Consider the following 26,241-nt stretch of genomic DNA (forward strand, 5'->3'; position numbering starts at 1 on the left):
CGCATCATTGGCTGTCCCTCGCCGCCATGGCCCGATGCAGATCGGCCAATCCCCGCGTGATGTGCTTTTCCACGGCTTTCAGGCTCAATTCCAGATCCCGGGCGATCGCCGCGCAGCTTTCGCCGCGCAACCGTCGCCGCACGACGACCTCGCGGCGCAGCGGCGGCATCGCCGCCAGCGCGTCGGTTAGCGCCGACAATTCCTGTCGCCCCGCGATCACACGATCGGGCAAGGGTGCTTCGCTGACTTGTTCCATCATGGGCTCATTCGAATAGCGGCGGTCGCGGCGATGATGATCGACCAACAGGTTCGCGGCGATCCGGAAGCCGAGCGCATAGATGCTGACCAAAGTCTTTTGCCGATTCTGCTCGACCAGCCGCGACAGAGTCTCCTGAACCACGTCCTCGACCTGATCGCTGCGGCTGGTGCGCGCCCGCACATAGCGGCTGAGCGCGGCGGTGATCGCCTCCCAGTCTTCGGGAGCGGCCCCCGCTTGCTCGTCGATCTGGGGTAGTGAAACAGGCACGCGTCATCCCGGACTGGTTTGCCGGCGCGTCTATCAGGGCATTGTGACAATCTCGCGGATCGGATTTCCGGTCATATCGAGCACATATCCTCGTAACTCCCACAAAATAATAATTGAATAAATCTGATTTATCTTAAACAAGGAAAATCCATATTTTTCGAATTCATCTGAATTTATTCAGTAATAATAAGTTATAATACCTCAGATTATTCAAATAGCACTATAACTCTTGTTTGTAGTTATTTTGTAATAATTATGTCTCCGAAAATTAATAAGTTTTCTTGTGTCGGGTTTCGCTCGCCGCGCCCGTCTTGCCCCCCGAGACGGATAAACTTCGGGGGTCATGATGATAAATACGGTTCGCATTTCACATTTGCTTTTCTGTTCGGCCGCGCTTTCGAGCGTCGCCTGGTTGCCATCCACGGCCCAGGCCGCGCCGGCGCAACAGCGCCAGTTCGATTTCAATCTGCCGGCACAATCGATGACGGAGGCTTTGCTGGCCTTTTCGCGCGTGACCGGGCTGCAGGTCGCCACCTCGCCGGCGATGCTGAACGGCCTGCGCAGCAATGGCCTGCGCGGCCGGATGGGCGCGCAGGAGGCGCTGCGCCAATTGACCGCGGGCAGCGCGATCGGCGGGCGCATCGTCGGCGATACGGTGATCCTTGAGCGGCAGGACCGCGATACGCTTGCCGATGCCACCTCAGGTGAAGAAAGTGAGGAAATCGTCGTGACGGGCTATCGCGAGAGCCTTTCGCGCGCCGCGCAACTCAAAAGGGCCGCCACCGGATCGCGCGAAGTGATCGTGGCGCAGGATATTGCGGCCTTTCCCGATCAGAATCTGGCTGAATCGCTTCAGCGCGTGCCTGGCGTTGCGATCACCCGCGACAGCGGCGAGGGGCGCCAGATCTCGTTGCGCGGGCTCGGGCCGGATTTTACCCGGACCCAACTCAACGGCATGGAGGTTCTGACCAACACGTCGTCGGGCCTCGACAGCCGCAGCAGCGTCAGCCGCTCGCGTTCGTTCGACTATAGCATTTTCGCCTCCGAACTGTTCAATCAGGTGACGGTCGAGAAATCCTATGCCGCCGAGCAGGATGAAGGCGGGATCGGCGGCACGATCGGCCTCCACACCGCCAAGCCGTTCGACTTTCCCGGCTTGACCGCCGTGGTTTCCGCCAAGGGGCAGAGCAACCAATATACCAAGACGGTCACGCCGCGGCTGGTCGGCCTGCTATCGGACCGCTGGGGCGACTTTGGCGCGCTGGTATCGGTGGCGTACAGCACCGCCGAAACGATTGAATTCGGCTATCGCAACTGGAACTGGTCGCAGATCAATTTCGGCGCCGCCAATGTCGGCCCCAATATCTCCGCCGCGGACCGCGCGTTGCTGGTCAGCGCCACCGGCGCCAATCGGGTGTGGAACAGCCGTGCGCAGACCTATGCGAGCTGGTTCAACAAGCGCGAGCGCCTGGGCGTGACCGGGGCGCTGCAATATCATCCCGACGAACGCACCGACGTGACGCTCGACGTTCTTTACGGCACGCTCACCAACAAGCGCGAAACAGACGTGCTGGGCGCGGCGGGCACCAACGGCGTCTCGGCGAACAACATCACCGGCACCCAGGTGCTGACCGGCGTCACGATCGACCGCTTCAACAGCATCGTCGGCGCGTCGTTCAGCGGCGTCGACATGCGCACCGAGACCCGCAGCACCCGCGACCAGACGGATTTCTGGCAGGTCGCGCTCAACGGCCGCACCGATTTCAGCGACACCGTCAGCGGAACGATCCTGGCCGGCTGGTCGAAATCGTCCTTCAACTCCAGCTATGATCAGGTCTATCTGGAATCGGTCGGCCAGAGCTACAGCTTTTCCGGGCTGAACAGCGCCAACCCCAGAAACACCTATGGTTTCGATGTCACCGACCCTTCCGAATGGGACCTGAACGGCGCGGAAAGCCGCGAAGACCGCATTGCGAGCGAATTCTACAACGCTAAAGCGGAGCTGGCCTGGCGCGTCGCCGAGGGTTCGACGCTCAAGGCCGGTGCCTCATACAAGCGTTTCGAGAATGGCGGCCTGCAGCGCCGGGCGACCTTCAATTATGATGGCCAGCCGGGGCTCCCGACCGTGCCGACCAGGATCGTCCCCTATGACAGCCTGGCACCCTATATCGTTGCCGATATCGACGGGACGTTCAAAGCGCTCGGCCTGAGCGGGATCCTCAATGCCGGCAATAATATCGCCGGCGGAGATTACGAACTGCGCGAGAAGACCCTCACCGGCTATCTCCAATATGATCTCAAGGCGGCGCTGGGCAGCGTCGGCGTCCGCGCCAACCTCGGTGTCCGCTATTATCGCACCGCGCTCGATTCGGTGGGGACGGCGCTGACCGGGGCCGTTCTGACACCGGTCGCCATCACCAACACGTATGACGGCTTCCTCCCCGCCGCCAATATCGCCTTCGACCTCAATCGCTCGCTGGTGCTGCGGGTGAGCGCCAATCGCAACGTCAACCGCCCGGCGCTCGCCGATATGCGTGCGGCGGCGACGATCAACGTCGCGGCGTTCGGCGGCACGATCAGCGCAGGCAATCCCAATCTGGCACCGTTCATTGCGGATTCGGTCGAGACCTCGCTCGAATATTATGACGGCACGCGCGGCTTCCTGGCGCTCGGTCTGTTCTACAAGAAGATGAAGTCGTTCATCACCACGGAGACCACGCCGGTTCCGTACAATAGCACGGGCTTCCCGGTGTCGCTGCTGCTGCCGGGTCAGGATCCCGCAATCCTGTTCAACTATACACGGCCGGTGAACGGCGAGGGTGCATCGATCAAGGGCATCGAACTGGCCGCCAAGCGCGATTTCGATTTCCTGCCCGCGCCGTTCAATAAGCTGGGGATGCTCGGCAATGTCACCATTGCCGATGGCTCCACCGATGTGCTCTTTTCGGGCACTGCGGTGAAGCTTCCCCTGACCAATTTGTCCAAATTGTCATCGAACGCGACGGTCTATTACGACACAGGCAAATGGGGCGTGCGCGCATCGGCCGCGGTGCGCAGCAAATATCGCTGGGGCAGCGGCGGCAATGGCAATATCGGCGAATATATCAAAGGCACCGCCAACTTCGATGCGTCGGCCTATTTCAACGTGACGCCGCGCTTCCAGATCACGCTGGAAGCGATCAACATCGGCAACGAGCCGATCGTGCAATCCGCCGACAAGGATGCCCAGCGGATGATGACCAACACCGTAAGCGGCCGCACGATCCTGTTCGGGGGTAGTCTGCGGTTCTAAGGATGAGCGTAGCTTTGCAAGGCGGACGGCACCGTGCCGTCCGTCTCACCGGCTCCGCGGATCCTCTTTTGAGGAATGGGCATCGCCTTCTCTGGCATCTCGGCTGACAATCTGAATTCTGGTTCGGGTATCCGCTCACGCACGATCACAAGCCTCGAACATCAAACGGGCGCATACCAGTCAAGCTTTTCGATGGCTTGGTCAGGCGTTGTAACCGGAAGATAGGTGATGAGCCGCCAATCGATAGGAGGGCGATCCTTCAAGCGTCCACTCTTACGGGCCTGCATGATGGTCAGGCTGAGGGACGGATAGCGCTTTTGCTTTCAAATCACCCCCCAGACCGGAAGCGCCAAATCTCTCCCACATATCGGCGGTCGCTGTTCTGAATATGCTTAGCCTCCTCATGTGGGGGTAGCCTGATGTCAGGTGTCGAAACAGGATTCGAAACAATGTTCGAAAGCAAGGTTGGTCGTCGTCCTCAGAGGATGGATGTGATCCCGGCAGGCGGCAGGCGGGATGTGGGCACCCGATGCCAAGGCGCGGATTGTCGAGGAGAGTTTTGTCGCAGGCGCAAATATCGCAACGATTGCGCGAGCGAATGACCTTTTGCCACAGCAGCTATAACCGATGTCGACCGAGGCTGTGTAAAAAGCTGCAGGAGTAGCGCTGGTTTGTGGGAGCGCTGTTGGCAAGTTTGGTAAGTTGATCAGGTCCGATCATGTGGATGAGAGGCTGCACACCGAAGATCTGGATCATTCGTTTGATATTATTGGCTAGAACGCTGAGGCTCATCTCTGTTCTGACGTTTTTCACGGCTTTGGTGGGGAAGGGCGTACTGCCCATCCAGGCTTTGTGCGTACCGAACACATGCTCGACCGTCTGTCGTCGTATGCCCATGGCGTCGGAGAGCGTATCGAGGCGGTTTTGCATGGCATCGAGCACCGCTTCATGCGCCCATCGCTTGACGCGCTTCACCTTTTCCGGTGTGCAGCGCGGTCGGAGCTGACAGTCAGGGCAGGCGGTGAGGTTGCGATACTGGTCGATATCGCCGTGATGATCGACACGGACCCTGCCTCGGGTCAGTTGGGCGCGTGCCGGGCAGGAGTAATGATCCTGCGCGGCATCGTAGAAAAAGTCGCGCTTCGTGAAAAGTCCAAGTTTTGCCCGGCCCGTGGTGTCGACCTAGGGGACGCAGGGCAGCACGCCGGTTCTCTCGCATTCAAGCACTTGCTCGCCGCTAAAGTAGCCACGATCGGCCAGCACCGTGAGTTCGGCAGTGCCGATAGCATCCAACGCCGCATTCCCCATAGGAGCAAGCTGAGCACCGTCGGAGCCTTCGTTCAGTACCTCATGCGCGACGATGAGATGATGCTCGGTGTCGACCGTCGCCTGCACATTGTAGCCGACGATCCCGGTGCCACGGCTCGAGCTGGCCATTGACCGGGCATCAGGATCGGTGAGAGAGACCTGCTTGTGAGGAGCATCCTCCACCTCGGCCGCCATGTCCCTTGAGATATTGCGGCGTTGCAAACCCGCGATCTTCTCCCGGATCTTGTCAGCCCGCATCTCGGGGATATCGCTGTCCTCACGATCAGCCCGATCCAGCGTGGCCAGGTAGCGATCTATGCTGGCCTGAACTTGTTCGATCCGCTTTGAAGCCTTGTGTGCGGTGAGGTTGCGGTCCCGGTTGTTCACCGCTTTGAACTTGCTGCCGCCCACCGCGACCATGGCACCGTTGAACAAGCCCATACCCCGGCATAGCTGTACGAACTGACTGCACACAGCGCGGATCGCCGCACCGTTATCCACCCTGATGTTTGCAATCGTCTTGAAGTCAGGAGTTAGGTGTCAGTCAACCACATCAGTTCGATATTGCGGCCAGATTCGCGTTCGTGGCGGCGGCTCGACTGAATCCGGTTGAGGTAACCGTACAAGTAGATCTTCAACATGGTAGACGGGTGATAAGGCTGGCCGACCTGTTACTGCAGGTTGCATCCCCGCAAAGCCCAATGTCTTCAAATCCAGTGCATCGATGTAAGCTTCAACTACCCGGACCGGATTGTCTTCCAAGACATAATCATCAAGTGACACAGGCAGCAGAGAATCCTGACGCCAATCTTCCCCTTCAACGAAACGGCCCATGCCAAAGCCTCCAGAAAGCAGGAAAAAGCATACCATAATTTCGCGTTTTTACACAGCCTCGACCAATCCAATCCGTTGCCGACAAACGCATGAATGGCTGTACCTGCTAGAATCTGACATTCCTATTTCGTCGAACGGTTCGGCAGCAGCGCCAATCTCGGCTGTTCTATCCAACGATGCGCGACACTGATATCGGCCATTCAAACCGCTCGCACGGTCCCAACTCTTCGTGGCCAGAATACCAATTTTGGAGAATACGATCGGGACCCCTACCTCTGTCCATGCTTGGCATCGTGTTGCGCGGCAGCAAGCGAGTGGTCATCGTAGACCGCACGGACGTTTCATGGCTCTCACGGCAAGACGACGATTTTGCCGATATGATTGCTCGCTTCCATATGCCGGTGGGCATCCGCAATGCGGCTCAGCGGGAAGCGTGCCGAGATCCGGGGGGTGAACTGCCCCTCCTCTATCTTCCGAACGACATAACGCCGCGCGACATCCAGCAGAACGGCGTCGTCGTAGACTTCGTGGACGTCATAGGTCTTGACCGTGATGTACTTAAGGAAACCCTCGAACAACGGCAGCACGGTCGGTTCCGGCGAAAGCATGCCATAAGCAACGATGATGCCGTTCTTCGCGGCCGCGGCGATCATCGTGGCGAGGCCGGGACCACCGATGGGATCGTAGACGATACGCGCACCCCGGCCGTCGGTGATACTCCGCACGCGGGCCACGAGATCCTCTTCATCGCTGACGATGACATGATCGGCACCGAGCGCGAGCAGTTCGTCGCGCTTGGCGACAGTCCGCGTGACCGCGATGCTGATGCCGCCCTCGGCCTTTACCAGATCGATCGCAGCGACGCCGGTGCTGCTGCTTGCTGCGGTGATGAGAACGACATCACCCGAAGCGATCTTCGCCACATGGATCAGCCCGCCCCATGCGGTGAGATACTGCGCCCAGATCGCCGCTCCCTCTTCGAACGACAATGTCGCGGGATATTCGGCCAGCGCCGTGACGGGCAGCAGCGCTACCTCGCCATAGACGCCGTACTGCACCGGCGAGAAATTGGGAATCGAACTGCACGTCTTGCCCAGCCAGGCGGGACCGACGCCCGGCCCGATCGCCTCGACCACGCCCGAGGCTTCGAAGCCGAGGGTGGCGGGGAAATCGGGCGCCCAGAGATATTTGCCCTCCCGGACCATCACATCGGCGCGGTTCAGGCCGATCGCGCGGACCCGCAGGCGTACCTCGCCCGGGCCGGGCTGCGGCAAAGCGAGCGTGTCGAGGCGCAGCACGTCTGCGTCGCCGAATTCGTGCAGCCGAACGATGCGGCAGGTGTCGGTCATGTCTAACTCCGGTATAATATGGGTGATGCGTCGGCGCCTCAGGCGGCGATCGCTTTGGCCTGCATCCAGGTTTCGATCGCGCGGTTCACCGCGTCACGCTGTTCCAGCATCGGGAAATGGCCGCTCGCGATGCTGGCCTCCGACAGGTTCGCGCAATCCTGCCGCATCGGATCCGCCAGGCGGCTCTTCAACGTCTCGCAGACCGCGTCATATTCTCCGTGGAGAAACAGCACCGGCAAGCGCAGATGACCCATGTCGCGAGCCTCGCCGGCAAAGGCGATATTGTCGGCGTCGTTCAGATACCACGCGTTCGCCGCCCGAAAGCCGGTCCGGCGGAACGCATCGACATATTGGTCGAAATCCTCCTGCGACAGCAACCGAGGGTCGCGCTGCAACTGCGGTGCGCGATGGCTGGGTCCGAACCAGCCGCCTTTGTCGCGAAGCGTCGCGGTGAAGGCCGGCGCGGCGACCGCCTTGGGATCGCCGGACCGATACAGCGTAGCGATCGTCGCGGCAGGGTCCGCCTCAAAATCGCGCTGCGCCAAGGCGAAGCTCTCGCGATAATATAGCCAATAGTCCCATTGTCCGACCGGGTAGCCGTCGATCGGATACAGCGTGCGATCGACCAGTGCGACGAGGTGCGGTAGCGCGAAGCCGCGCGCCAGATACGGCACCGACAGGTTCACGATGGCACGGCACCGCTCCGGATGGTTGGACGCCATCGCCCACACGATCGGCGCGCCCCAGTCGTGCCCGACCCACACCGCCGAACGACCGCCTAGGGCATCATGCAATTCGGCCATATCGGTGGAGATCTCGCGGATCGTATAGGCCGCAGCCGTGGGGTGAACCGATGAGTCGCCATAACCGCGCATGTAGGGTGCAACGCAGCGCCAGCCATGCGCGGCGAAATGCGCCATCTGCCATCGCCAGGTCGATGCGAGTTCAGGATGACCATGGACGAAGATCATCAGCGGCCCCGCCGCCGGCCCCGTCTCGATATAGGCGGTGCGATGCCGCGGGCGGTCTACCACCCCGTTTCGGAATCCCGGCAATTGCCGGACGGCAGCCCGCAGTTCGCCGGTCTGGGCCATGGCCCGGCCGGAAAGAAGCGCCGCCATGGCACCACCGACGACCAATTCGCGCCTGTTCATAATCTGCCTTTCAAGCCCATGCCTGCGCCGCCTGGCGCCGGTGCCGGCAGTGCGCAGGCAGAGAGCTACGCTGGACGCGCTGGACAATGAATGACAATGCATCCTGAATGCATGACATTTCATCCAGCAACACACCCGTCGGTGGGCTCGATCCTTTGACCCGGATGCTGCACGGCCTCCGACTAGACGGCGTCGAATATGGCCGCCGGCACTTGCGCGGAGGATGGGCGTTCGCCTTCCCGCAAAAAGAATATGCCTATTTTCACATCGTGGCCGGGATGCCGTGCTGGCTGTCGGCCGCGGGCGGCGGGTGGTCGGAACTGCGGCCCGGCGATGCGATCCTGCTGCCGCGCGGCGCCCCCCATGTCCTGGCCAGTGCGCCGGATGCGGTGATGCCTCCTTTTCCGGCGTGGCAATGCCGGCCGCTGTCGGAGGATCCCTACGATCCGGCGTCGGTCGAGAACGGCGATGGCAGCCTGTTGTTCTACGGATCGATGCGCTTCAATCTCGATCCATCGCATCCCTTGTTCCGCACGATGCCGCCGGCGCTGCACGCCGGCGCGTTGATGCATTCCGAGCCGGCGATCATGCCGCTGCTCGATGCGCTGGCCGCGGAAATGTCGAGCTACCGCGTCGGCGCGACGGGCATAGCAGCGCGACTGGCCGACGTGCTGGCGGTGCAGATCATCCGATCCTGGATGGAGCATGGCGGCGGAGACGAGCTCGGCTGGCTCGCGGCAGCGCGCCACCCACGGATCGGCCCGGTGCTGGCGGCGATCCATGCCCATCCAGAGGAAGACTGGTCGGTCGCGAGCCTCGCCACGCGGGCGGGCATGTCGCGATCGGCGTTCGCCGCGGCCTTCGCCGACATCGTCGGCGAGACGCCCGCGCGCTATCTGGCGGAGGTACGGATGCACCAGGCGCGGCACTGGATAGCGAACGAGGGCGCCCGGATCGCCGACGTCGCACAACGGCTGCGCTACGATTCCGAAGCGTCGTTCAGCCGCGCGTTCAAGCGGGTGGTGGGTGCGCCACCCAGTTCCTATCGCACCCGCTTGACCTAGGCGGATTTTAGCCGCCGGTGGCGCCTGTCACCTTGCCACCGAGCTGCTGGAAGATGTTGAAATTGTCGATGCGGACCCACTCCTCGGCGATGCGGTCGTCCGCATCAAAGCGCAGGACACCGATGGATTCGAAGGAGATCGGCTTGCCGGTCGGCTCCAGCGGACCGCCGGGAGCGTTGACGAACGTGTTCTGGAAGGTGCCTGAGAAGATGGCGCGGAAGGCGAGATAGTCGCCTTCGACCATGACGTGCGGCCGCTCCACCGTAAGGTCCGGAAAGGCGTCGCGCATCGTGCTGAAGAAGCCGTTCAGTTCTTCGATCGTTAGGTCGCGGTCGGCCCAATGAAGCACGAAATCGTCGGCGTAGAAGGTGCCGACCGCATCGTCTGCACCCTGTTCGATGACGGCGCGGTCGAGATCGAACAACCTGGTAGCATAACGGTGTCGTGAAATGTGCTGGCTCATGGCTAGGTCTCCAATACGGGTGCGTCCGGCTGGCGATGGACAATGTCGCTCGAGCCGATGCGTAGCGACCTAGCGTTCACCTGCAGCGGCGGTCCATGATCCTTAGCCCAATTTTCAATGCAGAAACGCTGTGCGAAGCCGACCCGCTCGGGCGGGCTGACGATAGGCAGCTTGACGCGGTCGACGACCAAAGCCGTCGGACAGCAATCGGCCCACTCTTGCCGAAATCAGCCTGTGGGATTCGCTCCCAAACTTAGGTTCAGGACTCATAGGCAGAACAGGACGGCAGCGGCGAGCGCGACAGCGGAGAGGAAGACTTTCGGACACCTGTCGTAGCGTGTTGCGACGCGCCTCCAGTCCTTGAGGCGGCCGAACATGAGCTCGGTCCGGTTGCGGCTTTTATAGCGGCGGTTGTGGTATTTGACGGGGCTTGGTGCGAGACTTCCTGCCTACAATGCAGGTAATTCCCATTTTGTGCAAGGCATCACGGAACCAGCCGGCACCATAGCCCCGGTCACCCAGCAGCCACTGTGCTTTGGGCAAACCGTCCAGCAAAGCCGCGGCTCCGGTGTAATCGCAAAACCTGGCTCGCCGTCATGAAGAAGCTGATCCGACGGCCCCTGGCGTCGGTCACGGCGTGCAGCCTGGTATTCACGCCGCCTTTCGTGCGACCGATCAGCCGACCAGCCTCCCCCTTTTTACAGGCTTAATGCTGTACGGTTCGCTTTGAGATAGGTCGCATCGATCATGATCGTCTTGCGCTCGGCGCCTCTGGCAGACCGGCCATCCATCATCGCGATGATGGCACCCTTTTCACCCCAGCGCTTCCAGCGATTGTAAAGCGTCTTGGCTGGACCATACTCACGGGGCGCAACCCGCCATCTCAAGACATTGCGATTGACGAAGATGATCCCGCCGAGCACGCCACGGTCATCGACCCTCGGCTTGCCATGACTCTTGGGAAAGAAGGGCTCAAGCCGAGCCATCTGCTCGTCCGTCAGCCAATACAGGTCGCACATAATCAGACTCCTTGTGGAGCCTGAATCAGATTACGCCTCTCAGATTAATCGGTCCTGACCTAGTCTCCCCCGTAACGACGCAGTCAGACACTCGCACTGGCATTGCGCGGCTTTCCGTTTGCAGGCGTGACAATCCAGCGTGCGCCGGGCTTCAGCGCCAGCCACGCGGCAACGAGCGTAAGGATCAGCGCGACCAATTCGGCGATCAATTGGCCGGGCACCCCAAAGATATAGCCGGATGGAAGATCGAACCGGGGATCGACGAACGCCGTGCCGGGAAAGAAGATCGCAAACGCTTGAGCAACCCAATACACCATGCAAAAAATGCTTGTAGCAATGACTGACGACCGGCGGTCTTCCGACCCGCGCCATGCAAAATAGATCGTAGCCACCGCGAGAAGCACTGAGAACGAGAGGGTCTGTGCCCCATGGAATCGGGCATGCGGCGTCCAGTCGGGATTGAACTGGTGCGACGCATTATAGTCCGCATTGAACGCACCGATAGGAAGCATGACGCTTGCGACGGTGTAGATGATACGGCTCGATATCGGCATGCGCATAAGCAATCGTCCTAAAAGCTGGAATCCTGGATGATGACCGGCACGGTCAGAACATTCCCGCCCAAACGTCCTGCAAGGCGGCCCTGGGAAGCGCTGCATAGCGACTTTGGATCCGCGCCAGCGCCTCGGTCACCCGTAAGCCCAGGGCGTGGGCGTCCACTTCGACGAGCTTGCCGTGGCGTTTTACGATTTTGCCCGAAGCGATCACAGTCTCGACGTCCGAGGCGTCCGTATAGAAGACAAGCGTGGCCTCCGGATCGCCCAATGGAGAAGGAATGAGTTGATCCGGTAGCACGGCAATCAGATCGGCCCGCTTGCCGGGGGTAATGCTGCCGATCTCGTCATCCAGGCCGGCGGATCGCGCGCCCGTAATTGTAAGAAGTTCGAGCACCGCACGGGTGGCGTAGCTCACCTCATTGGGTGAACCGGGCCTCTCCAGCGCCAGCGTAGCCCGCTCAGCTTGCAGGAGCAAACGGGCCTGTTTGAAGAGGTCTGCCTTCACGAAGCACGTGATATCGAGCCCTAAGCTCGCGTCGCCGCCGAGTTCGACAAAGCGACGCGCCATCATCCGACTCGTGGTGCCGCCCACCATGCCAAGCTCGACATCGGGGCAGGTACACATGCCTATACGGCACTCCACCATCCTTGAGAGGTCGTCATCACGCAGGTCGTTGTTGTGGCTCAACAGCGTCTTGGATCCGAAGGTGCCGCGATCTATCAGTTCACCGAGCGAGCTTTGATAGAAATCGGGTTTGGCGATCGCGTTCCAATGCCCAGTAACGAGTCTTGGCGCGAGCGCCTGGGCGCGCGCCAGCATTGCGGCGCTATAATCGGCCGAGACATAGGGGGCACTCTCGGGAAGCGCGATGCCGAAGCGGATCGAGCCGTCGGTGAAATGGGTGTCTCGCACCGCAGCGGCATTGGCGTCATGCCAATCGTCCGGCATGCGGGTCAGCAGATCCCCGATCGCGGCGGCATCGGCGGGCGGACCGTCCACATAGTCCGGCACGTTCTGCAGCGCATAGCAGAAGACTCCGCCCACGCCGCTGTCCTTCAAACCGCGCGCGAGCGCGTCCGACACCGCGGGCGACGTCTGCAGGTGCGAGTGGTCGACCACACTCGTTATACCGGCATTCAAGGACTCTAGCCCGCCGATATAGTTGGCGACATAGGCGTCCTCCGCGTCGAAGCAGCCGCAGTAAAGCGCGCGCGCTTCCACCATATACTGGGGGAACGTCCAATTGGCAGCCAAGCCGCGCAGTAGACTCTGCCAGACGTGTCGATGACCATCAACCAACCCGGGCATAACAATCCTGCCGTGCGCCTCTACGACTTCAGCAGCCGAGACAGAGATGTGCGGGGCCACCGCGGCAATGAGACCATCGCGAATGAGAACGTCTCCACAAGGCAGGTCGCCGATGGCCGGATCCATGGTCATGACATGACCTCCGCGGACAAGCAGATCTCTCATAACAACGTCCTTCGCAGGGTTAGAGCGTCGCGTGAGGATCATTGCGACTTAGGTAACACATATTACCTTTATATCGCTCATTGTCAAATCATGGCGACATAACGAAGCGTTGAGAGATGGTGCGGAGGCGGGGACGCCAACCTCAGAAAACAAAATGGCCGCTTCTCCGCGGTAGTGCGCATTTGACGGGTGCTCGCGAGGCGACCGTCCTATAAGGGCAGCGAGAGTCTTAAGGAGCCTCGATGGCGCGCCCGATCACGATTGACCAACCGATAAGCCGTCCGCGTCGGCAGCGTACCGTCGTTCTAGACCAAGTCCCCGCTATCCTGGCGTCGGCTGGTGCCTTGTTTCTGGCCAAAGGTTATTCGGGAGTGTCGATCGACGCTCTTATTGAGGCGACGGGCGGATCGAAACGCGATCTCTACTCGGTCTTCGGCAGTAAGGAGGCGCTTTTCAAGCAAGTCGTGGCCACCCTTTGTCGGGATCGTATAGCGACACTCAGACTGGCACTTACGGATGACGGAAATCCCGTTTCCGCTTTGCGCAGCGCGAGCGAGACCGCATTGCGTCTAGTTCTCGAGAACGAAACTCTGGCACTCCATCGGCTCCTCGTAGCCGAAGGCTCGCGTCTTCCTGAGATCGCGGTTCAATTTCTCGAGCAAGGGCCGGCTGCGGCATATGGTGTCTTTGCGGAAATACTGCGCAAGTGCGACCAGCGTGATCGCAGGGAAGAGGATTATGATGCGCTAGGTCAGTTGTTCATCGACAGTTTGACGGGGGAATTACAACTGCGCGCCCTGCTCGGTGAGATTATCACGGAAGACGAGATTTTGCGGAAAGTTCAGATCGCCACCACCGTCTTCCTCGCCGTTCTCAAACCTGTGGATTAGGGCAGGCAAGATCGGACAGGAATAGACTTTCACCGAGGTGAGGTGCGCTTTACGGACTTAGTGAGCGGCAGCCGCAAGAAATGCGGCGGCTCGCAACAGATCCCCAACAGCGGATTTTCACTGCCGGACCGTCGGCATCCACCACGACAAAATCGGTTGAAAGTCCTCTGGCGCAGCGGCAACCTTTTCGATTAGCAGCATTCCTCGCGCCGTTAGCGAGGGCACTCCTGATCGGATATCCGGGTGGACAATGGGCCGGAGTTCATCTCGAAAGCGCTCGACCGTTGGGCATACGAGAACGGGGTGACGCTGGACTTCAGCCGGCCTGGCAAGCCGACCGACAATAAGTTCCAAGCTGATACCCTGCGCTGGTCCTTCGGTCCCACGGTCGGGTTCCGTGCCTTGCGCGGTAGCGCGCTCGATTGCCTGCCGCTTCGGCACCTATCGACAATCTCAAGCGGGCCTACGGTGCCTCTGTCGTCGGATTAGACTCAGCCTCCAGATCGAACAGTGCGCGTGATGCCTTGATTTCGAGCAGGTGCTGCCGTGCCCAATCGGTAAGCGCGACAATCGGGGGCAGCAGGGATAGTCCGCGCGCTGTCAGGGTATATTCCACCTTCGGCGGGATGGTGGGATATTGTTTGCGGGTAGCGAGGCCATCGCGGACAAGCCCGCGCAACGTCAGCGTCAGCATCCGCTGCGAGATGCCGTTGATGCTGCGCTTGATTTCGTTGAACCGCATCGCTCCATCACCGAGCGTTCCCACCACGAGGATCGTCCATTTGTCGCCTATCCGCACGAGGATATCGCTGAGCGCCCGGCATTCCATCGGATCGTGCGCCTGCTGGCGGGCAGTGTCAGAAGTGTGCGTCGGTATCAAAGGTGTGCCTTCTTGCGGGTGATACGGTTACCATCCTAAGTCAGGTTACCGTTTTATACCAAGGTGACGCAATGACCAAGATCCTGTTCCTGAAAACCAGCCCTCGGAGCGACGATTCCTTCTCGACCAAGGTCGGCGCAGCGCTGGTCGCGCAGATCGAAGCCGCGCAGCCCGGCTCGACCGTGGTGGTGCGCGATCTCGGCGCAACCCCGCCGCCGCATATCGACAGCGACTATGTCGTCGGCCGGACGCTGCCGACCGAGCAGCGCAGCCCGAAGCAGGCAAAGGCGGTCGCGATTGCCGAGGAACTCATCGGCGAGTTGATGGCGGCCGACACGGTGGTGATCGCGTCGGCAATGATCAATTTCAGCCTGTCCTCGTCGCTCAAAAGCTGGTTCGACCACATCCTGATGCCGGGAGGCACCTTCATCTATGTCGATGGCGCGCCGCAGGGCCTGGCAACCGGCAAAATTGCCTATATCGTGGAAGCGCGCGGCGGCGTCTATTCCGAAGGACCGATGCAGGCCTATGATTTCCAGGAGCCGTACTTGCGCGCCGTGCTCGGCTTCATCGGCATTGCCGACCTGCGTATCCTCCTGGTCGAAGGCATCGCCTACGGCCCGGATGCGGTCGAGGCGGCGGTTGCGGCCGCTATCGGCAAGATCCCCGGATTGCTGGGAGGAGCCTGATCATGACGAGCGGCGAGCGCGACGTAAGTAACGGCAATTTCGTCTTCTTCGGCGGGTCGACAGGTATCGGTCGCGCCGCCGCCCATGCGATCGGCGCGCGGGGCGGCCATGTCCTGATCGTCGGTCGTGGCCGCGAGACGGGCGAGGCCACGGCAGCGAGCGTCCGTCGCGCAGGCGCGGCCTCGGCCGAGTTTCTGGCCGGCGACCTGTCGACAATTGCCGGCATGGCGCAGGTCGCGGCGGGGGTCCGCGCGTGGAAGCCCGAACTGCACGGCGTGCTCCATACGGCGATGGCGGCATTTAACGCCAGGCGGGTGACGTTGGACGAACTGGAATTCGCGTTCGCCCTCCAATATCTGGCGCGCGCGGTGCTCAACCGCCTGCTGGTTGATGTGCTGGCGGCGTCAGGGGATGGGCGCATCGTCCATATCGCGGGCAACGTGCCCAACATCTTCATGCCCGACCTCGACGACCTTCAGTTTGAACAGCGCAAATGGGGGTTCTTCAAGTCGATCCTCGGCACGCATCTGCTTGGTTTTCTCCATTTGCAGGAGGCCGCGGGGCGGTGGGCGGATCGCCCGGTCACGCTGACCGCTGCCTGCGTGAACTCGACCAAGACCAAGGCGATGGCGGACCCCGAAATGCCGTTGGTGATGCGGCTGATGGGCACGTTCGGCACGACACCCGAGAAATCCGCGCAGAATGCGGTGCGGGTGCTGACCGAGGCCTCCGCGGCGAATGCAACCGCCACGGTGCTGCGCAACCCCAAGACATATGCGCCCGAAACGCTGGCGTTCGATCCGGCCAAGGCGGTGCGATTGTGGGACATCACCACCAGCATCGGTGCCCGGCACGGCGTGGTGCTGCCGTGAGTATCGGCACTGCGATGGAACTGGGCATCTACACCTTCGGCGATATCGTTCCCGATCCCTTTACGGGCCACGCGCCCGACCAGACCGAGCGGATGGCGCAGTTGATCGCGCTTGGCCGGCTGGCCGACGAACTGGGGCTCGATGTGTTCGGGGTGGGCGAGCATCACACCCAGGATTTCGTGGTGTCGGCCACCGCGACCGTGCTGGCGGCGGTCGCGGCGGTCACCACGCGGATCCGGTTGACCAGCGCGTCCACGCTGATCAGCACCGCCGATCCGGTGCGGACCTTCCAGGAATTCGCGACGCTCGATCTGGTGTCACGGGGGCGGGCGGAGCTGGTGTTCGGTCGCGGTGCCTTCACCGAGAATTTCGCGCTGTTCGGCCATGACCAGCGCGATTACGACGCGCTGTTCACCGAGAAGATCGGCCTGTTCGAGGCGCTCAACGCGAGCGGTCGGGTGACGTGGAAGGGACGCTTCCGTTCGGCGCTGAGCGATGCGGTGATCGCGCCGCGGCCGAGCCAGACCCGGCTGCCGGTGTCGATCGGCGCGCTGTCGGCCGGCAGCATCGTCCGCGCGGCCAGGCTTGGCCTGTCGCTCGCCATGCCGCTGCTCGGCGGCACGCTTGCGGGTTATGCCGAACTCGCGCGCCTGTACCGGCATACCTGGGCGGAGGCCGGGCATGATCCTGAGGCGGCCCGGATCGCCGGCTATTCGCACCTGCACGTCGCCGAAACCTCGCGCGCCGCGCGCGACGATTTCTATCCTTATTATACCGCCTATTTCGCGCACCTATCGGGGCGCGGCGGTATCCCCCGGGCGTCGTTCGATGCGATGGCAGCCCCCGACGGCGTCCTGTTCACCGGCAGTTCGCAGGAGGTGATCGATCGCATCCTGAGACTGCGCGAGGCGACCGGCATGACGCGCTATATCGGCCAGATCGACATCGGTGGCCAGTCTCATGCGGCGATCGCCCGCGGACTGGAACGGTTCGCGCTCGAAGTGGCGCCCGTCATCCGCCGCGAGAGCGCGGGTGCGGATCGACACGCGGCTGCATGATCTGTTTGCCGTAGCGAAGGTGAGCAAATCAACCTCCACTCTGGGCTAAGAAAATTTTGGCAGGGCGAGCAGTGCGGACGCTTTAGATTCACCTTCCCTCAGGCAAACTTTGGCACGACCCTTCCGCCTCGGGCTCGCAATTTCAGATGCCAGCCCGTTCCATCGCTACGTACTTCCTTGCGCTTGCAACTCGGGCAGCCGATGAGAGTGAGGCATGGGTCATGCAGGCTATCGTATCGGGGCACTTACAATTGAGCCGTCGCGTGTGGGATCGGGCGCGGTGCGGAATAGACCTTTGCTCGTTGGATGGCTGGCGCGAAGGGAGGTGGCTTATACGCTTGATATAGGGGGCGACCGACAATATTTTGAAATGGTGCTCAACGCATCACGGACCGAAGCGGTAGGAGAGCGACAGAAATCCGAGAGGCTGCGTCTTGTGAAAGACGATCGAACTGTCCTGCACCTTGCCGAGCAGAGTGGTTACGCCGCCCGAGATGCCGAGGCTGATACGGTCGGCAAGGCGATACTGCGCGCTGAGTATGGCCGAGGCGTCCTTGAAGCCGCTTCCGGCACGGAATTGCGGCAGTCCCGATGCCAGGGATTGCGCGGCATCCACCCCGAAATAACGATCGTTATGCTTTTTGTCCGCCCATGTCGTTCCGATCGTCGGGATGAGCATGAAGCGCGGGGAGATGGCGATTGGATAGGATAGGCTCGCATCGGCGATAACGCCCTTGGTTCCGCCGGCGAACCCCTTTGTGCCCCCGATCGTGGCGATGAAACCTGCCACCTTGAGATTGACAAAGCCTCGCCCGCCCGTGCCGATCGAGAGCTTGCCGATCCCCTCGGGTGCGTCCTTGCGGCGATAGCCCGGCATGAACGTTACGCTTGCGCCCACTGTGATAAAGTCGGTGTCGATCGCATTGATGCCGATGCCGTCGCGCAGATTGGCGAAAACTGGTCCCCAGGCCACATCGATTACCGGGACGAGCATGATGCGGTAATCATCGGCGCCCTGGTAAGCCGGCGTGTAGCCCGCACCGGCGCCGATGATGACATGATCCTTCTCCTGCTGCGCCTTGGCTGCAGCGCCCCAGACGGCAAACGAAAGAACAGCGATCGCCGCAATGCACTGGAGACGGTATTTGGGTAAAAACTGCATAATCATTCTCTCAGGTTTCCGTCCGCGAAAAGTTGCGGACGCATGTTGAAAAGGGAATTCTGCTCGTTCGGGATCATGCCGGTTCAGTGGCGCTGTGGAGATCACATCCAAATAGCGATCGGGCCGGTCGATCGACGGTGACGGACCGTCACCAAGCGACGGCGCAACGAGACTGTATATCTCGTTGATTTGCTGCAGATCATAGCCAGCGCTGCGTATGCTTTCATGCTCAGACGCCGCCAGCCTATGCCCTTGAAGCCGGAGCAGGATCGCATAACGGCGGAGAGCCTCCAGCTGTGGACTTGCGAGCGGTGCATGGGTCCGCGATCCGAACAGGCGGAGGAAGGAACGGCCTGAAGGCTTCAGGCTCGACAGGGGATCGCGACGCGACAGGGCAATCACCGTCAAATCGATGGCTGTCAGTTCAGTTTCAGGCAACGGCGTCTCCATTCACCCTTGAGACGCCGGCATGCGGGCGCATCCTCATCAAAAACTTTTCGCGAGGAAAAAAGCGGGATCGGGAGACCCGGCGAGATACAATTTATCTCGACCAGCCATCGGCTGACCTTCATCGTCGATGATGTGGAAACAACTGCGTTGTTAGTCACCTATTCTGTGGCTAGGACCGCCCGACGTGTCCGGCAGGGGTCGTTGAGAATTTATGGCAGGCAGCGGGCTCCTACAGACCTTCTTTGATTCGCGACCCGCTCTACTGCGCTACGTCATGCTGCGCGGCGCGACGGCGGACGAAGCAGAGGATATCCTTCAGGAAGTTTACCTCAAACTTTCGGTTGGCAAGATCGGTCCTGTCGCCGAACCGCGCGCCTATCTGTACAGGATGACAAACAATCATCTTCTCGGGTGTCGCCGCACGGCGGGGCGCCGAATGCGCCGTGAGGAGGATTGGGTGGATGCTCATGGCGGCGAGGAGCGGGAGATGGACGAACAGCCATCGGTCGAGGCGCATATCATTGCGCGTGAGCAGCTTGCGATCCTGCAGCGTGCGCTGGACGGCCTTCCCGAGCGAACCCGTGCGATCTTCCGCCGCTTCCGCATCGACGGCGAGCCCCAGCGCCAGATCGCCGCTGATATCGGCATCAGCGTCAGCGCGGTCGAGAAGCATCTGACCCGTGCTTATGAGGTAATTTCGGCTGCAAAGCTTCGTCTTGATGAGGATCGGGGCGATCCGCGGCATCTCAGGGGTGAAAGGGGTCGTCATGAGGTCTGAGGCGCAGAACAGCGTTCGCGCGCGTGCGATCGAATGGCACATCCGGCTTCGCGATGGCGACGGTGCGACCTGGGACGCATTCGCCGGGTGGCTTGCGGAGAATCCGCGCCATGCGGAGATTTACGACGAGATAGAGCGTATTGATCTCGCGATCGAACCGCTGCTTCCCGACGTTATCTTCCGCGAAGCCGCCAATGATACCGATATGTCGCTCGATCCGCCGGCTTCTCGCGTGCGCCGTTGGGTTTTTGCCGGCGGCGCGTTGGCGGCATCGATCGCTGCAGCTATCGTCATCATTCCACAGTTCACAACCAGCCGGTACGATATCGTGACTGGCCCGGGTGAGCGCGAGATCGTCACCCTCGACGCCGGAACCCAGGTAATGCTCAACGGCTCGACGCGCATGACCTTTGACCGCAAGGATCCGCGTTTCGCTTCGCTCGTTGCAGGGGAGGCGCTGTTCGAGGTGCGCAATGACGGCACCAGGCCGTTCACGCTTGAAGTCGGCGATAATCGTATCGAGGATGTGGGAACGATCTTCAATGTCGTGCACGATGCAGATGAAGTGCGTGTCGCTGTCGCCGAAGGCAGGGTTCTCTACAATCCCGGCAAGGGTGAGGTTTCCCTCGATGCGGGTCAGGCGCTGGTCGATTCACTGTCCGCCGGACCCGTTCGCGTGACCCGTGCGTCGATCGGGTCGGTGGGAGCCTGGCAGAAAGGGCGTCTCGTCTATACGGGCGAACCTCTGTCCCAGGTCGCGACCGATCTCGGCCGAGCGCTGGGAGTCCGTCTCACCGTAGCGCCTTCCATCGCGGGGCGCCCCTTTTCCGGCGCAATCGCCATCGATGGCTCTGGACCAGACCAGTTCAGGCGTTTGATGCCGGCCTTGAATGTCACTTTCGAGGCCGGACCCAATGGCTGGACGATGAAGCCTGCCGGTGCGGGGCGCTAGATGGGCGGCAGTCGCCGCAGGTGCTGTATTTGGCCTTGGTATGACCGACATGGCCTATGCGCGGCAGTTCAATATTCCGCCTGGCCGTCTCGGTGATGTCGCCGCCGCGCTGGGCGAGCGGGGTGGAATTACCATTGCTGTGGCGGATCCGGACCTTGCCGACCGCCATTCTCCAGGTGTTCGGGGCAATCTCTCCATGCGTGCAGCATTGGCGCAGGCATTGCACGGAACGGGCACGGAGGCGGTGTTCTATGACAGCGCCACCGCTCGCATCGTCCGGCAACGGGCAGTGCCGCCACCGCGCATAAGGCCAGCGCCGAAGCCCGTGATGCCCGTCGATGTCCAAACCGCATCCGATATTATCGTTACCGCCAGCAAGCAGAACATCCTGCTCGATACCTACCCCGGCTCGGTCAAGCTCCTCGAACTTGAGCCGGGCTGGCTGGCCAGCAACGCAGCGGGAGGGACGGCTGCGATTACGAAGCTCCTGCCGACACTCGGTTCAACCAATCTCGGCCCTGCGCGAAACAAGCTGTTCATCCGCGGCATTGCCGACAGCAGCTTCAATGGCCCGACACAGGCCACGGTGGGCCAGTATCTCGGCGATGTCCGGCTCAACTACAATGCGCCCGATCCGAACCTCAATCTTTACGACATGAAACGCATCGAAGTGCTGGTCGGCCCACAGGGCGCACTCTATGGCGCGAGTTCGCTCGGGGGCATCATTCGGCTTGTTCCCAATGCGCCCGATACCGGCAATGCGTCCGCGACGGCATCCGCGGGCATCGGTTCCACGCGGTTCGGCGGGCTGGGCGGCGATGGTGCCGCGATGTTCAACTTGCCAGTGGTCGATGGCCGGATCGCCGTCCGCTTCGTTACCTTCGCTACCCGCGAGGGGGGGTATATCGATGATCCCTCACGCGGCCTGCGGGATATCAACAGCACGACGAGCTATGGCCAGCGGATGACGTGGCGTATCGAGAATTTTGTCGGGCTGACCGTCGATCTGGGCGTCGCTGTCCACAATACCACCACCCGCGATGGACAATATACATTGCGCGGCGATACTCCACTCACCCGCAGCAACGCCCTCTCGCAGCCCTTCAAGAATACCTATTATCTGGCCTATTTCACCGCGCGCCGGATGTTGGGAAGAGCCGAGCTGGTTTCGACGACGTCGATCGTCCGGCATGATCTCAAGACGGTGTTCGACGCGACCGGATCTGATGGCTCGACATCGCCCGCGCGCTTCGAGGAGGACAACAATATCATGCTCATCAGCCACGAAACGCGGATTTCGGGCGGGGGACAAAAGGCACCATGGGTGGCGGGGATAGCCAGTATCTACAACGCCAGCGCTCTCTCTCGTTCGCTTGGAAAGCCAGACGATCCGGTGCAGATAACAGGTGTCCTCAACCAGCAGGCAGAGGCGGCCGTGTTCGGGCAGTTATCGAGACCGCTCACATCGACCCTGACGGGCACGATCGGCGGACGGCTCACTTTCGCGCACAGCGCAGGAAATCTGCTCGACAATCCCCTGGACAAATCAAACGAACCATCCCGCAACGAACTGCGCTTCTCTGGCACCCTCGCGCTCGATTGGCATCCGTCCGGGCCATTCTCGGCCTTCTTCCATTATCAGCAGGGAAACCGTGCCGGAGGGTTGGCGGTGGCGCCATCGGGATCGGCGCTGGAAAGCCGGAAATTCGCGGCCGACGATCTCAGCGTGAGCGAGATCGGCATTCGATTGGGTGACAAGGAGCAGGACCGGCTATCGATCCGGGCCGCCATTTTCTTCACAGACTGGAATCATATCCAGGCCGATCTCATCGACAACGCCGGCCTGCCTTACACCACCAACATCGGCAGTGGCAGGATTTTCGGGCTGGACGGAGAGATCATATGGCGCTTGTCACCGGCGCTGACGGTCACCGCAGCCGCTTTCCTCAACAACAGCGATCTGTACGCGCCGGAGCCGGAATTCGCTACGCTTGGCGAGCGGACCTTGCCGAACATTCCCCGCAACGGATCCCGCGTTGCCGTAGGCTGGCGCAAAGATTTCGCGCCCGGCATCAACCTGAACGCCGAGGCGTCGTTGCGATTTGTTGGAAAATCCCGGCTCGGAGCAGGATCGTTGCTGGATATTCCCCAGGGAGACTATGCCGTCGGCGATGTGGGGGCGCAGCTCGATTTCGGCAGGTTTGGCGTCTCGCTGGATGTCGCCAATGTAGGCGATGTTCGCGCCAACAGCTTCGCGTTCGGGAATCCGTTTGGCATGGCACAGCGAGATCAAATGACACCGCTGCGGCCACGAACCGTCCGGCTTGGTATCAATGCCCGTTTTTGATTACTCTGGTACTGTCAGTGCGGATTTATAATTGGCTAGGTAACCCGTAGGCGGTGCGCCTGAGCAGGCGGCGCCGTGAATTACGACCATTATACGACCTTCAGACCCTGAGTTTCCGATCCCCAGCTACGGACGTCCGGTTCCCGGCGGCTGGCGACAAGAATACGCCGTTTCCCAGTGCGTGAGAATGGCAACTCCTGCCGAAAGCTGCCATTGCCAATCGATCCAGTAATCCTGCAGCAATGCGTCTCCCTATCGGATCTTCAGGACAGGCTGGCATTTCCTGAAAGCCGTCAATAGCGCCCTCCTCGTTCGAGCCGGAATTGTCAGCCCGAGTGACGCTCTGCCATGTACCGTCCTGGCGAGGTTCCAAGCGCCTTGCGGAACATCGTCACGAAGCTGGGCACGCTTTCATAGCCGAGGTCGCCAGCCACTTGCTGGATCGAGGCGCCCCCGGCGAGCCACTTGACCGCCAGCACGACGCCGAGCTGCTGGCGCCAGCGGCCGAAGCTCATCCCGGTCTGGCGATTGATCAGCCGCTCCAGCGACCGTTCGCTCATGGCGGCGCGCTGCGCCCAGATCTTCAGGCTGCCCCGATCCGCGGGCGACGCCATCATCTCGTCGACGACCTTGCACAGGCGCGGATCGCTGGGCATCGGCAGATGCAGATTCTCGACCTGAGCCGCCGCGAGCTCGTCGAGCAGCACCGCCACCAGCCGCGCGTTGGCGCCATCCTCTTCATAGAGATACGGCAGATGCGCAGCGCGGGCCAGAAGCTCGCGCAGCAGCGGCGTCACCGAAACCGCGCAGCACGCCTGCGGCAACTGCCCGCCCATGGCAGGATCGACGAACGCATTATAGCCTTCGAGCGCACCGGTCGCTCTAATCGCGTGCAACGCGCCACCTGGAATCCAGATCGCGCTGCGCGGCGGCACGATCCACAGCCCGCCTTCGGCCTCACAGCTGAGCGCGCCGCGCTGGACGAGCAGCATCTGCCCCTTCCTGTGTCGATGGGGTTCGAGCTCGAAGCCGTCCGCGTCTGACATTTGTGCACCAAAGGCCACGATCGGACGAGGGACATCGTCCGGTTCGATCCATTCGAAGTCCTGCAAGGCGCTGAGGATCGGCATCGGCACATTCTACGCCAAATAAGTGTGAATGGCGAGATCGGATAACATATTGTCGGTCCTTCGTAATGACGTCAACATGACGCACGGCTATCCGATTGCCATTCACTGTCGAGCCGTTCCGGCTTCGGACATCGCCAAGGATCCATCATGAATACCCTGACCAACCGCCGCGTCTCGGATCTTCTGACGGCGCTGCACCGCGACGCTGAGACGAGCGACCGCGCACATTTCAAGGAGATTCAGGCCAAAATCGCTGCGGCGGGCGCGTCGATCGAGGGCTTGATTGCGGATTTGCTGGCGGATGAGCGCGCCGACTATCGCGCAGCCTATCGCGACCGCGCTGACAATTTCCTCGCGGTCTCGCCGGACTATGGGCGCTTTCTCTATGCGATCGCGAGAGCCCGCAGGGCGACCAGGGTCATCGAGTTCGGCACGTCGATGGGGATTTCGACGATCTATCTCGCAGCCGCGCTGCGCGACAATGGCGGCGGGCATCTCATCGGCAGCGAGATGGAGCCGGCCAAGGTAGCGCGGGCACGCGCCAATCTCGACGCGGCGGGGCTAGCAGATCTCGTCGATATCCGCGCCGGCGATGCGCTCGAGACGCTGAGGGACGTGGGCGGCGAGATCGACCTGTTGCTGGTTGACGGTGCCTTCTCGCTTTATCTGCCGGTGCTCAGGCTGGTCGAGCCGTGGCTTAAGCTCGGCGCGGTGATCCTCGGCGAGAACGCATTCGAGCCCGCCTATCAGGCCTATGTCCGCGATCCTGCCAACGGGTATGTCTCTTTCGCCCTGCCCGATGCAGGCCGCGGCAATGAATTTACCGTGAAGGTGTCGTGATGCTTGCCGCTGGATCACCGGAGCACCCCACCAAGGAGCCGGGACGGCTGAGCAAGGCGCTGATGCGGCTGTGGATGAAGCCCGCAACCATCGTCGCCAACGATCAATTGGCCGATCGCTTCCATTTGATTACGCTGGAGGGTCCCGCACTCGCCGATGTCGCATGGCTACCCGGACAGAAAGTGCAAATCGCGATGGGCTCCGCCTTCGCGATGCGGACCTATACGCCAATCGAATGGAACGCGTCCGCCGGGCGAACGTGCATATTGGGTTATGCCCATGGCGACAGCCCGGGAAGCACCTGGGTCCGCAGTGTTGCGCCCGGTGACCAATGCGACATTTTTGGTCCGCGCGCATCGCTGGACCTGTCTCGTCTGCATGACCCGCTTTTCATCATCGGTGACGAGACCTCGATGGGTCTTGTTTATGCGGCAACTCACCAAGACCCGACACGCCACGTTTTGGCCTGCCTCGAAGTCGCAGATGTAGAGGCCGCCCGGCGCGTCGCCGGACACCTTGGTCTGCATGATGTCGCGCTTTTTGCGAGGGGAGGCGACGACGCACATATTACCGCGATGCAAGTGACGGTATCCGACGCAGCCGCCACTGGCGCATCCTCCGTGCTGACCGGAAACGCTGGGACTATTCAAGCGCTCCGCCAAAACCTGCGGCTGCAATCCGTATCCGCCGCGCGCGTCGTCACGAAGGCCTATTGGGCGCCGGGCAAGACTGGCTTGGACTAACTTGGCACGGCAGCAATGCCGTTTGCCTTGCGTGAACCTGCCCGACCGCCTCCGGCTTAATTTTAGTTTTCTCGGCTGCGGGGCAGGCAAACACCCGATTGTCGGCTCCCGACTCTGCCGGTCGACATGCCGCCCTGGAACGGCAGCAAGGTCCCAGTTGCCGCCTACCACGTCGACCAAAATCGGTCGCTCAGCGGCCGAATTTCGCCCCGAGGTGCTGACGGTCTGCTATTTCGGCAGCTAATGACCAAAAACCAGCATATGAAGGCCGGCGCTCGCTGACTGTGCTTCGTCCTCACTGCACAGCGAATCTTGCTGTACGCTGAGGGAACGGCTATTTTTGAGGACGCGCTCAATTGCTGGTTCGATGGTGAAGCGGACGGACGGACTCTGGAAATTCTGGAACCGCG

General features: G+C 61.3%; 20 protein-coding genes and 3 pseudogenes. 12 read left to right on the top strand and 11 right to left on the bottom strand.

Going from position 1 to position 26,241, the window contains the following annotated elements:
- Positions 1 to 4: 4 nt before the first annotated feature.
- Positions 5 to 526: a sigma-70 family RNA polymerase sigma factor gene (locus FHS49_RS04280; RefSeq protein WP_184015546.1), complete on the bottom strand. Its 522-nt coding sequence runs from the start codon at positions 524 to 526 to the stop codon at positions 5 to 7.
- 343 nt (positions 527 to 869) lie between these two features.
- On the opposite strand from FHS49_RS04280, the gene FHS49_RS04285 reads away from it, so the two are divergent.
- Positions 870 to 3,818, top strand: coding sequence for a TonB-dependent receptor (locus tag FHS49_RS04285; protein WP_184015548.1), 2,949 nt, complete (start codon positions 870 to 872; stop codon positions 3,816 to 3,818).
- A gap of 714 nt (positions 3,819 to 4,532) precedes the next feature.
- Here the strand turns inward: FHS49_RS04285 and FHS49_RS04295 are convergent.
- The 3 genes and pseudogenes from FHS49_RS04295 to FHS49_RS04305 form a co-directional block, all read right to left on the bottom strand.
- Positions 4,533 to 5,960 (bottom strand): annotated as a pseudogene (locus FHS49_RS04295) (IS1182 family transposase); the annotation flags it as partial.
- Positions 5,961 to 6,310: 350 nt separating this feature from the next.
- Positions 6,311 to 7,309, bottom strand: a complete 999-nt coding sequence (locus FHS49_RS04300; RefSeq protein ID WP_184015552.1) for a zinc-dependent alcohol dehydrogenase family protein — start codon at positions 7,307 to 7,309, stop codon at positions 6,311 to 6,313.
- A 38-nt stretch (positions 7,310 to 7,347) separates the two neighbouring features.
- The gene (locus FHS49_RS04305) at positions 7,348 to 8,463 is read right to left on the bottom strand and encodes an alpha/beta fold hydrolase (RefSeq protein ID WP_221240360.1); all 1,116 of its coding nucleotides are present in this window, start codon (positions 8,461 to 8,463) and stop codon (positions 7,348 to 7,350) included.
- Positions 8,464 to 8,570: 107 nt separating this feature from the next.
- Here FHS49_RS04305 and FHS49_RS04310 point away from each other — a divergent pair, with 107 nt between their 5' ends.
- A complete protein-coding gene (locus FHS49_RS04310; protein WP_184015554.1) occupies positions 8,571 to 9,527 on the top strand; it encodes an AraC family transcriptional regulator in 957 nt (318 codons plus the stop codon).
- A gap of 7 nt (positions 9,528 to 9,534) precedes the next feature.
- Here FHS49_RS04310 and FHS49_RS04315 read toward each other — a convergent pair whose 3' ends face one another.
- The 4 genes and pseudogenes from FHS49_RS04315 to FHS49_RS04330 form a co-directional block, all read right to left on the bottom strand.
- Positions 9,535 to 9,990 carry an ester cyclase gene (locus FHS49_RS04315; protein ID WP_184015557.1) on the bottom strand — a complete coding sequence of 152 codons (456 nt, stop codon included), beginning with the start codon at positions 9,988 to 9,990 and terminating at the stop codon, positions 9,535 to 9,537.
- A gap of 266 nt (positions 9,991 to 10,256) precedes the next feature.
- Positions 10,257 to 11,009 (bottom strand): annotated as a pseudogene (locus tag FHS49_RS04320) (IS5 family transposase).
- An 83-nt stretch (positions 11,010 to 11,092) separates the two neighbouring features.
- Positions 11,093 to 11,569, bottom strand: a complete 477-nt coding sequence (locus FHS49_RS04325) for a DUF6640 family protein (RefSeq protein ID WP_184015559.1) — start codon at positions 11,567 to 11,569, stop codon at positions 11,093 to 11,095.
- 46 nt (positions 11,570 to 11,615) lie between these two features.
- Entirely contained in the window at positions 11,616 to 13,007 is a 1,392-nt protein-coding gene (locus FHS49_RS04330) for an amidohydrolase family protein (protein ID WP_184015568.1), read from the bottom strand.
- Positions 13,008 to 13,282: 275 nt separating this feature from the next.
- On the opposite strand from FHS49_RS04330, the gene FHS49_RS04335 reads away from it, so the two are divergent.
- A complete protein-coding gene (locus tag FHS49_RS04335; protein WP_184015570.1) occupies positions 13,283 to 13,930 on the top strand; it encodes a TetR/AcrR family transcriptional regulator in 648 nt (215 codons plus the stop codon).
- 237 nt (positions 13,931 to 14,167) lie between these two features.
- Positions 14,168 to 14,281, top strand: a pseudogene (locus FHS49_RS04340) (IS3 family transposase); the annotation flags it as partial.
- A gap of 112 nt (positions 14,282 to 14,393) precedes the next feature.
- Here the strand turns inward: FHS49_RS04340 and FHS49_RS04345 are convergent.
- On the bottom strand, positions 14,394 to 14,810 hold the full coding sequence (locus tag FHS49_RS04345) for a winged helix-turn-helix transcriptional regulator (RefSeq protein ID WP_246350264.1): 417 nt from the start codon (positions 14,808 to 14,810) through the stop codon (positions 14,394 to 14,396).
- A 71-nt stretch (positions 14,811 to 14,881) separates the two neighbouring features.
- Here FHS49_RS04345 and FHS49_RS04350 point away from each other — a divergent pair, with 71 nt between their 5' ends.
- From FHS49_RS04350 to FHS49_RS04360, 3 genes are read left to right on the top strand one after another with little or no spacing between them, the layout of a single operon-like run.
- A complete protein-coding gene (locus FHS49_RS04350; RefSeq protein ID WP_184015572.1) occupies positions 14,882 to 15,499 on the top strand; it encodes an FMN-dependent NADH-azoreductase in 618 nt (205 codons plus the stop codon).
- A gap of 2 nt (positions 15,500 to 15,501) precedes the next feature.
- The gene (locus FHS49_RS04355; RefSeq protein WP_184015574.1) at positions 15,502 to 16,371 is read left to right on the top strand and encodes an SDR family NAD(P)-dependent oxidoreductase; all 870 of its coding nucleotides are present in this window, start codon (positions 15,502 to 15,504) and stop codon (positions 16,369 to 16,371) included.
- On the top strand, positions 16,368 to 17,429 hold the full coding sequence (locus tag FHS49_RS04360) for an LLM class flavin-dependent oxidoreductase (RefSeq protein WP_221240361.1): 1,062 nt from the start codon (positions 16,368 to 16,370) through the stop codon (positions 17,427 to 17,429). The genes FHS49_RS04355 and FHS49_RS04360 overlap by 4 nt, the downstream gene beginning before the upstream one ends.
- Positions 17,430 to 17,814: 385 nt before the next feature.
- Here the strand turns inward: FHS49_RS04360 and FHS49_RS04365 are convergent, their stop codons facing one another.
- The gene (locus FHS49_RS04365; RefSeq protein WP_184015576.1) at positions 17,815 to 18,591 is read right to left on the bottom strand and encodes a MipA/OmpV family protein; all 777 of its coding nucleotides are present in this window, start codon (positions 18,589 to 18,591) and stop codon (positions 17,815 to 17,817) included.
- A 661-nt stretch (positions 18,592 to 19,252) separates the two neighbouring features.
- On the opposite strand from FHS49_RS04365, the gene FHS49_RS04370 reads away from it, so the two are divergent.
- From FHS49_RS04370 to FHS49_RS04380, 3 genes are read left to right on the top strand one after another with little or no spacing between them, the layout of a single operon-like run.
- Positions 19,253 to 19,819 carry an RNA polymerase sigma factor gene (locus FHS49_RS04370; RefSeq protein WP_184015578.1) on the top strand — a complete coding sequence of 189 codons (567 nt, stop codon included), beginning with the start codon at positions 19,253 to 19,255 and terminating at the stop codon, positions 19,817 to 19,819.
- A complete protein-coding gene (locus FHS49_RS04375) occupies positions 19,809 to 20,771 on the top strand; it encodes a FecR family protein (protein ID WP_184015580.1) in 963 nt (320 codons plus the stop codon). Before FHS49_RS04370 ends, FHS49_RS04375 begins: the two co-directional genes overlap by 11 nt.
- Before the next feature lie 40 nt (positions 20,772 to 20,811).
- Complete coding sequence (locus FHS49_RS04380) at positions 20,812 to 23,118, top strand: TonB-dependent receptor (RefSeq protein WP_184015582.1); 2,307 nt, start codon at positions 20,812 to 20,814, stop codon at positions 23,116 to 23,118.
- Between the two features lie 326 nt (positions 23,119 to 23,444).
- On the opposite strand, the gene FHS49_RS04385 is transcribed toward FHS49_RS04380, so the two are convergent.
- Positions 23,445 to 24,248, bottom strand: coding sequence for an AraC family transcriptional regulator (locus FHS49_RS04385; RefSeq protein WP_184015584.1), 804 nt, complete (start codon positions 24,246 to 24,248; stop codon positions 23,445 to 23,447).
- A gap of 147 nt (positions 24,249 to 24,395) precedes the next feature.
- Between FHS49_RS04385 and FHS49_RS04390 the strand changes: the two genes are divergently transcribed.
- Complete coding sequence (locus FHS49_RS04390; protein ID WP_184015586.1) at positions 24,396 to 25,088, top strand: O-methyltransferase; 693 nt, start codon at positions 24,396 to 24,398, stop codon at positions 25,086 to 25,088.
- Positions 25,088 to 25,831 (top strand): siderophore-interacting protein, encoded by a 744-nt coding sequence (locus FHS49_RS04395; protein ID WP_246350350.1) that lies wholly within the window; start codon positions 25,088 to 25,090, stop codon positions 25,829 to 25,831. The genes FHS49_RS04390 and FHS49_RS04395 overlap by 1 nt, the downstream gene beginning before the upstream one ends.
- Positions 25,832 to 26,241 lie beyond the last annotated feature (410 nt).

This window comes from Sphingobium boeckii (assembly GCF_014199215.1).
Classification (GTDB): Bacteria; Pseudomonadota; Alphaproteobacteria; order Sphingomonadales; family Sphingomonadaceae; genus Sphingobium_A; species Sphingobium_A boeckii.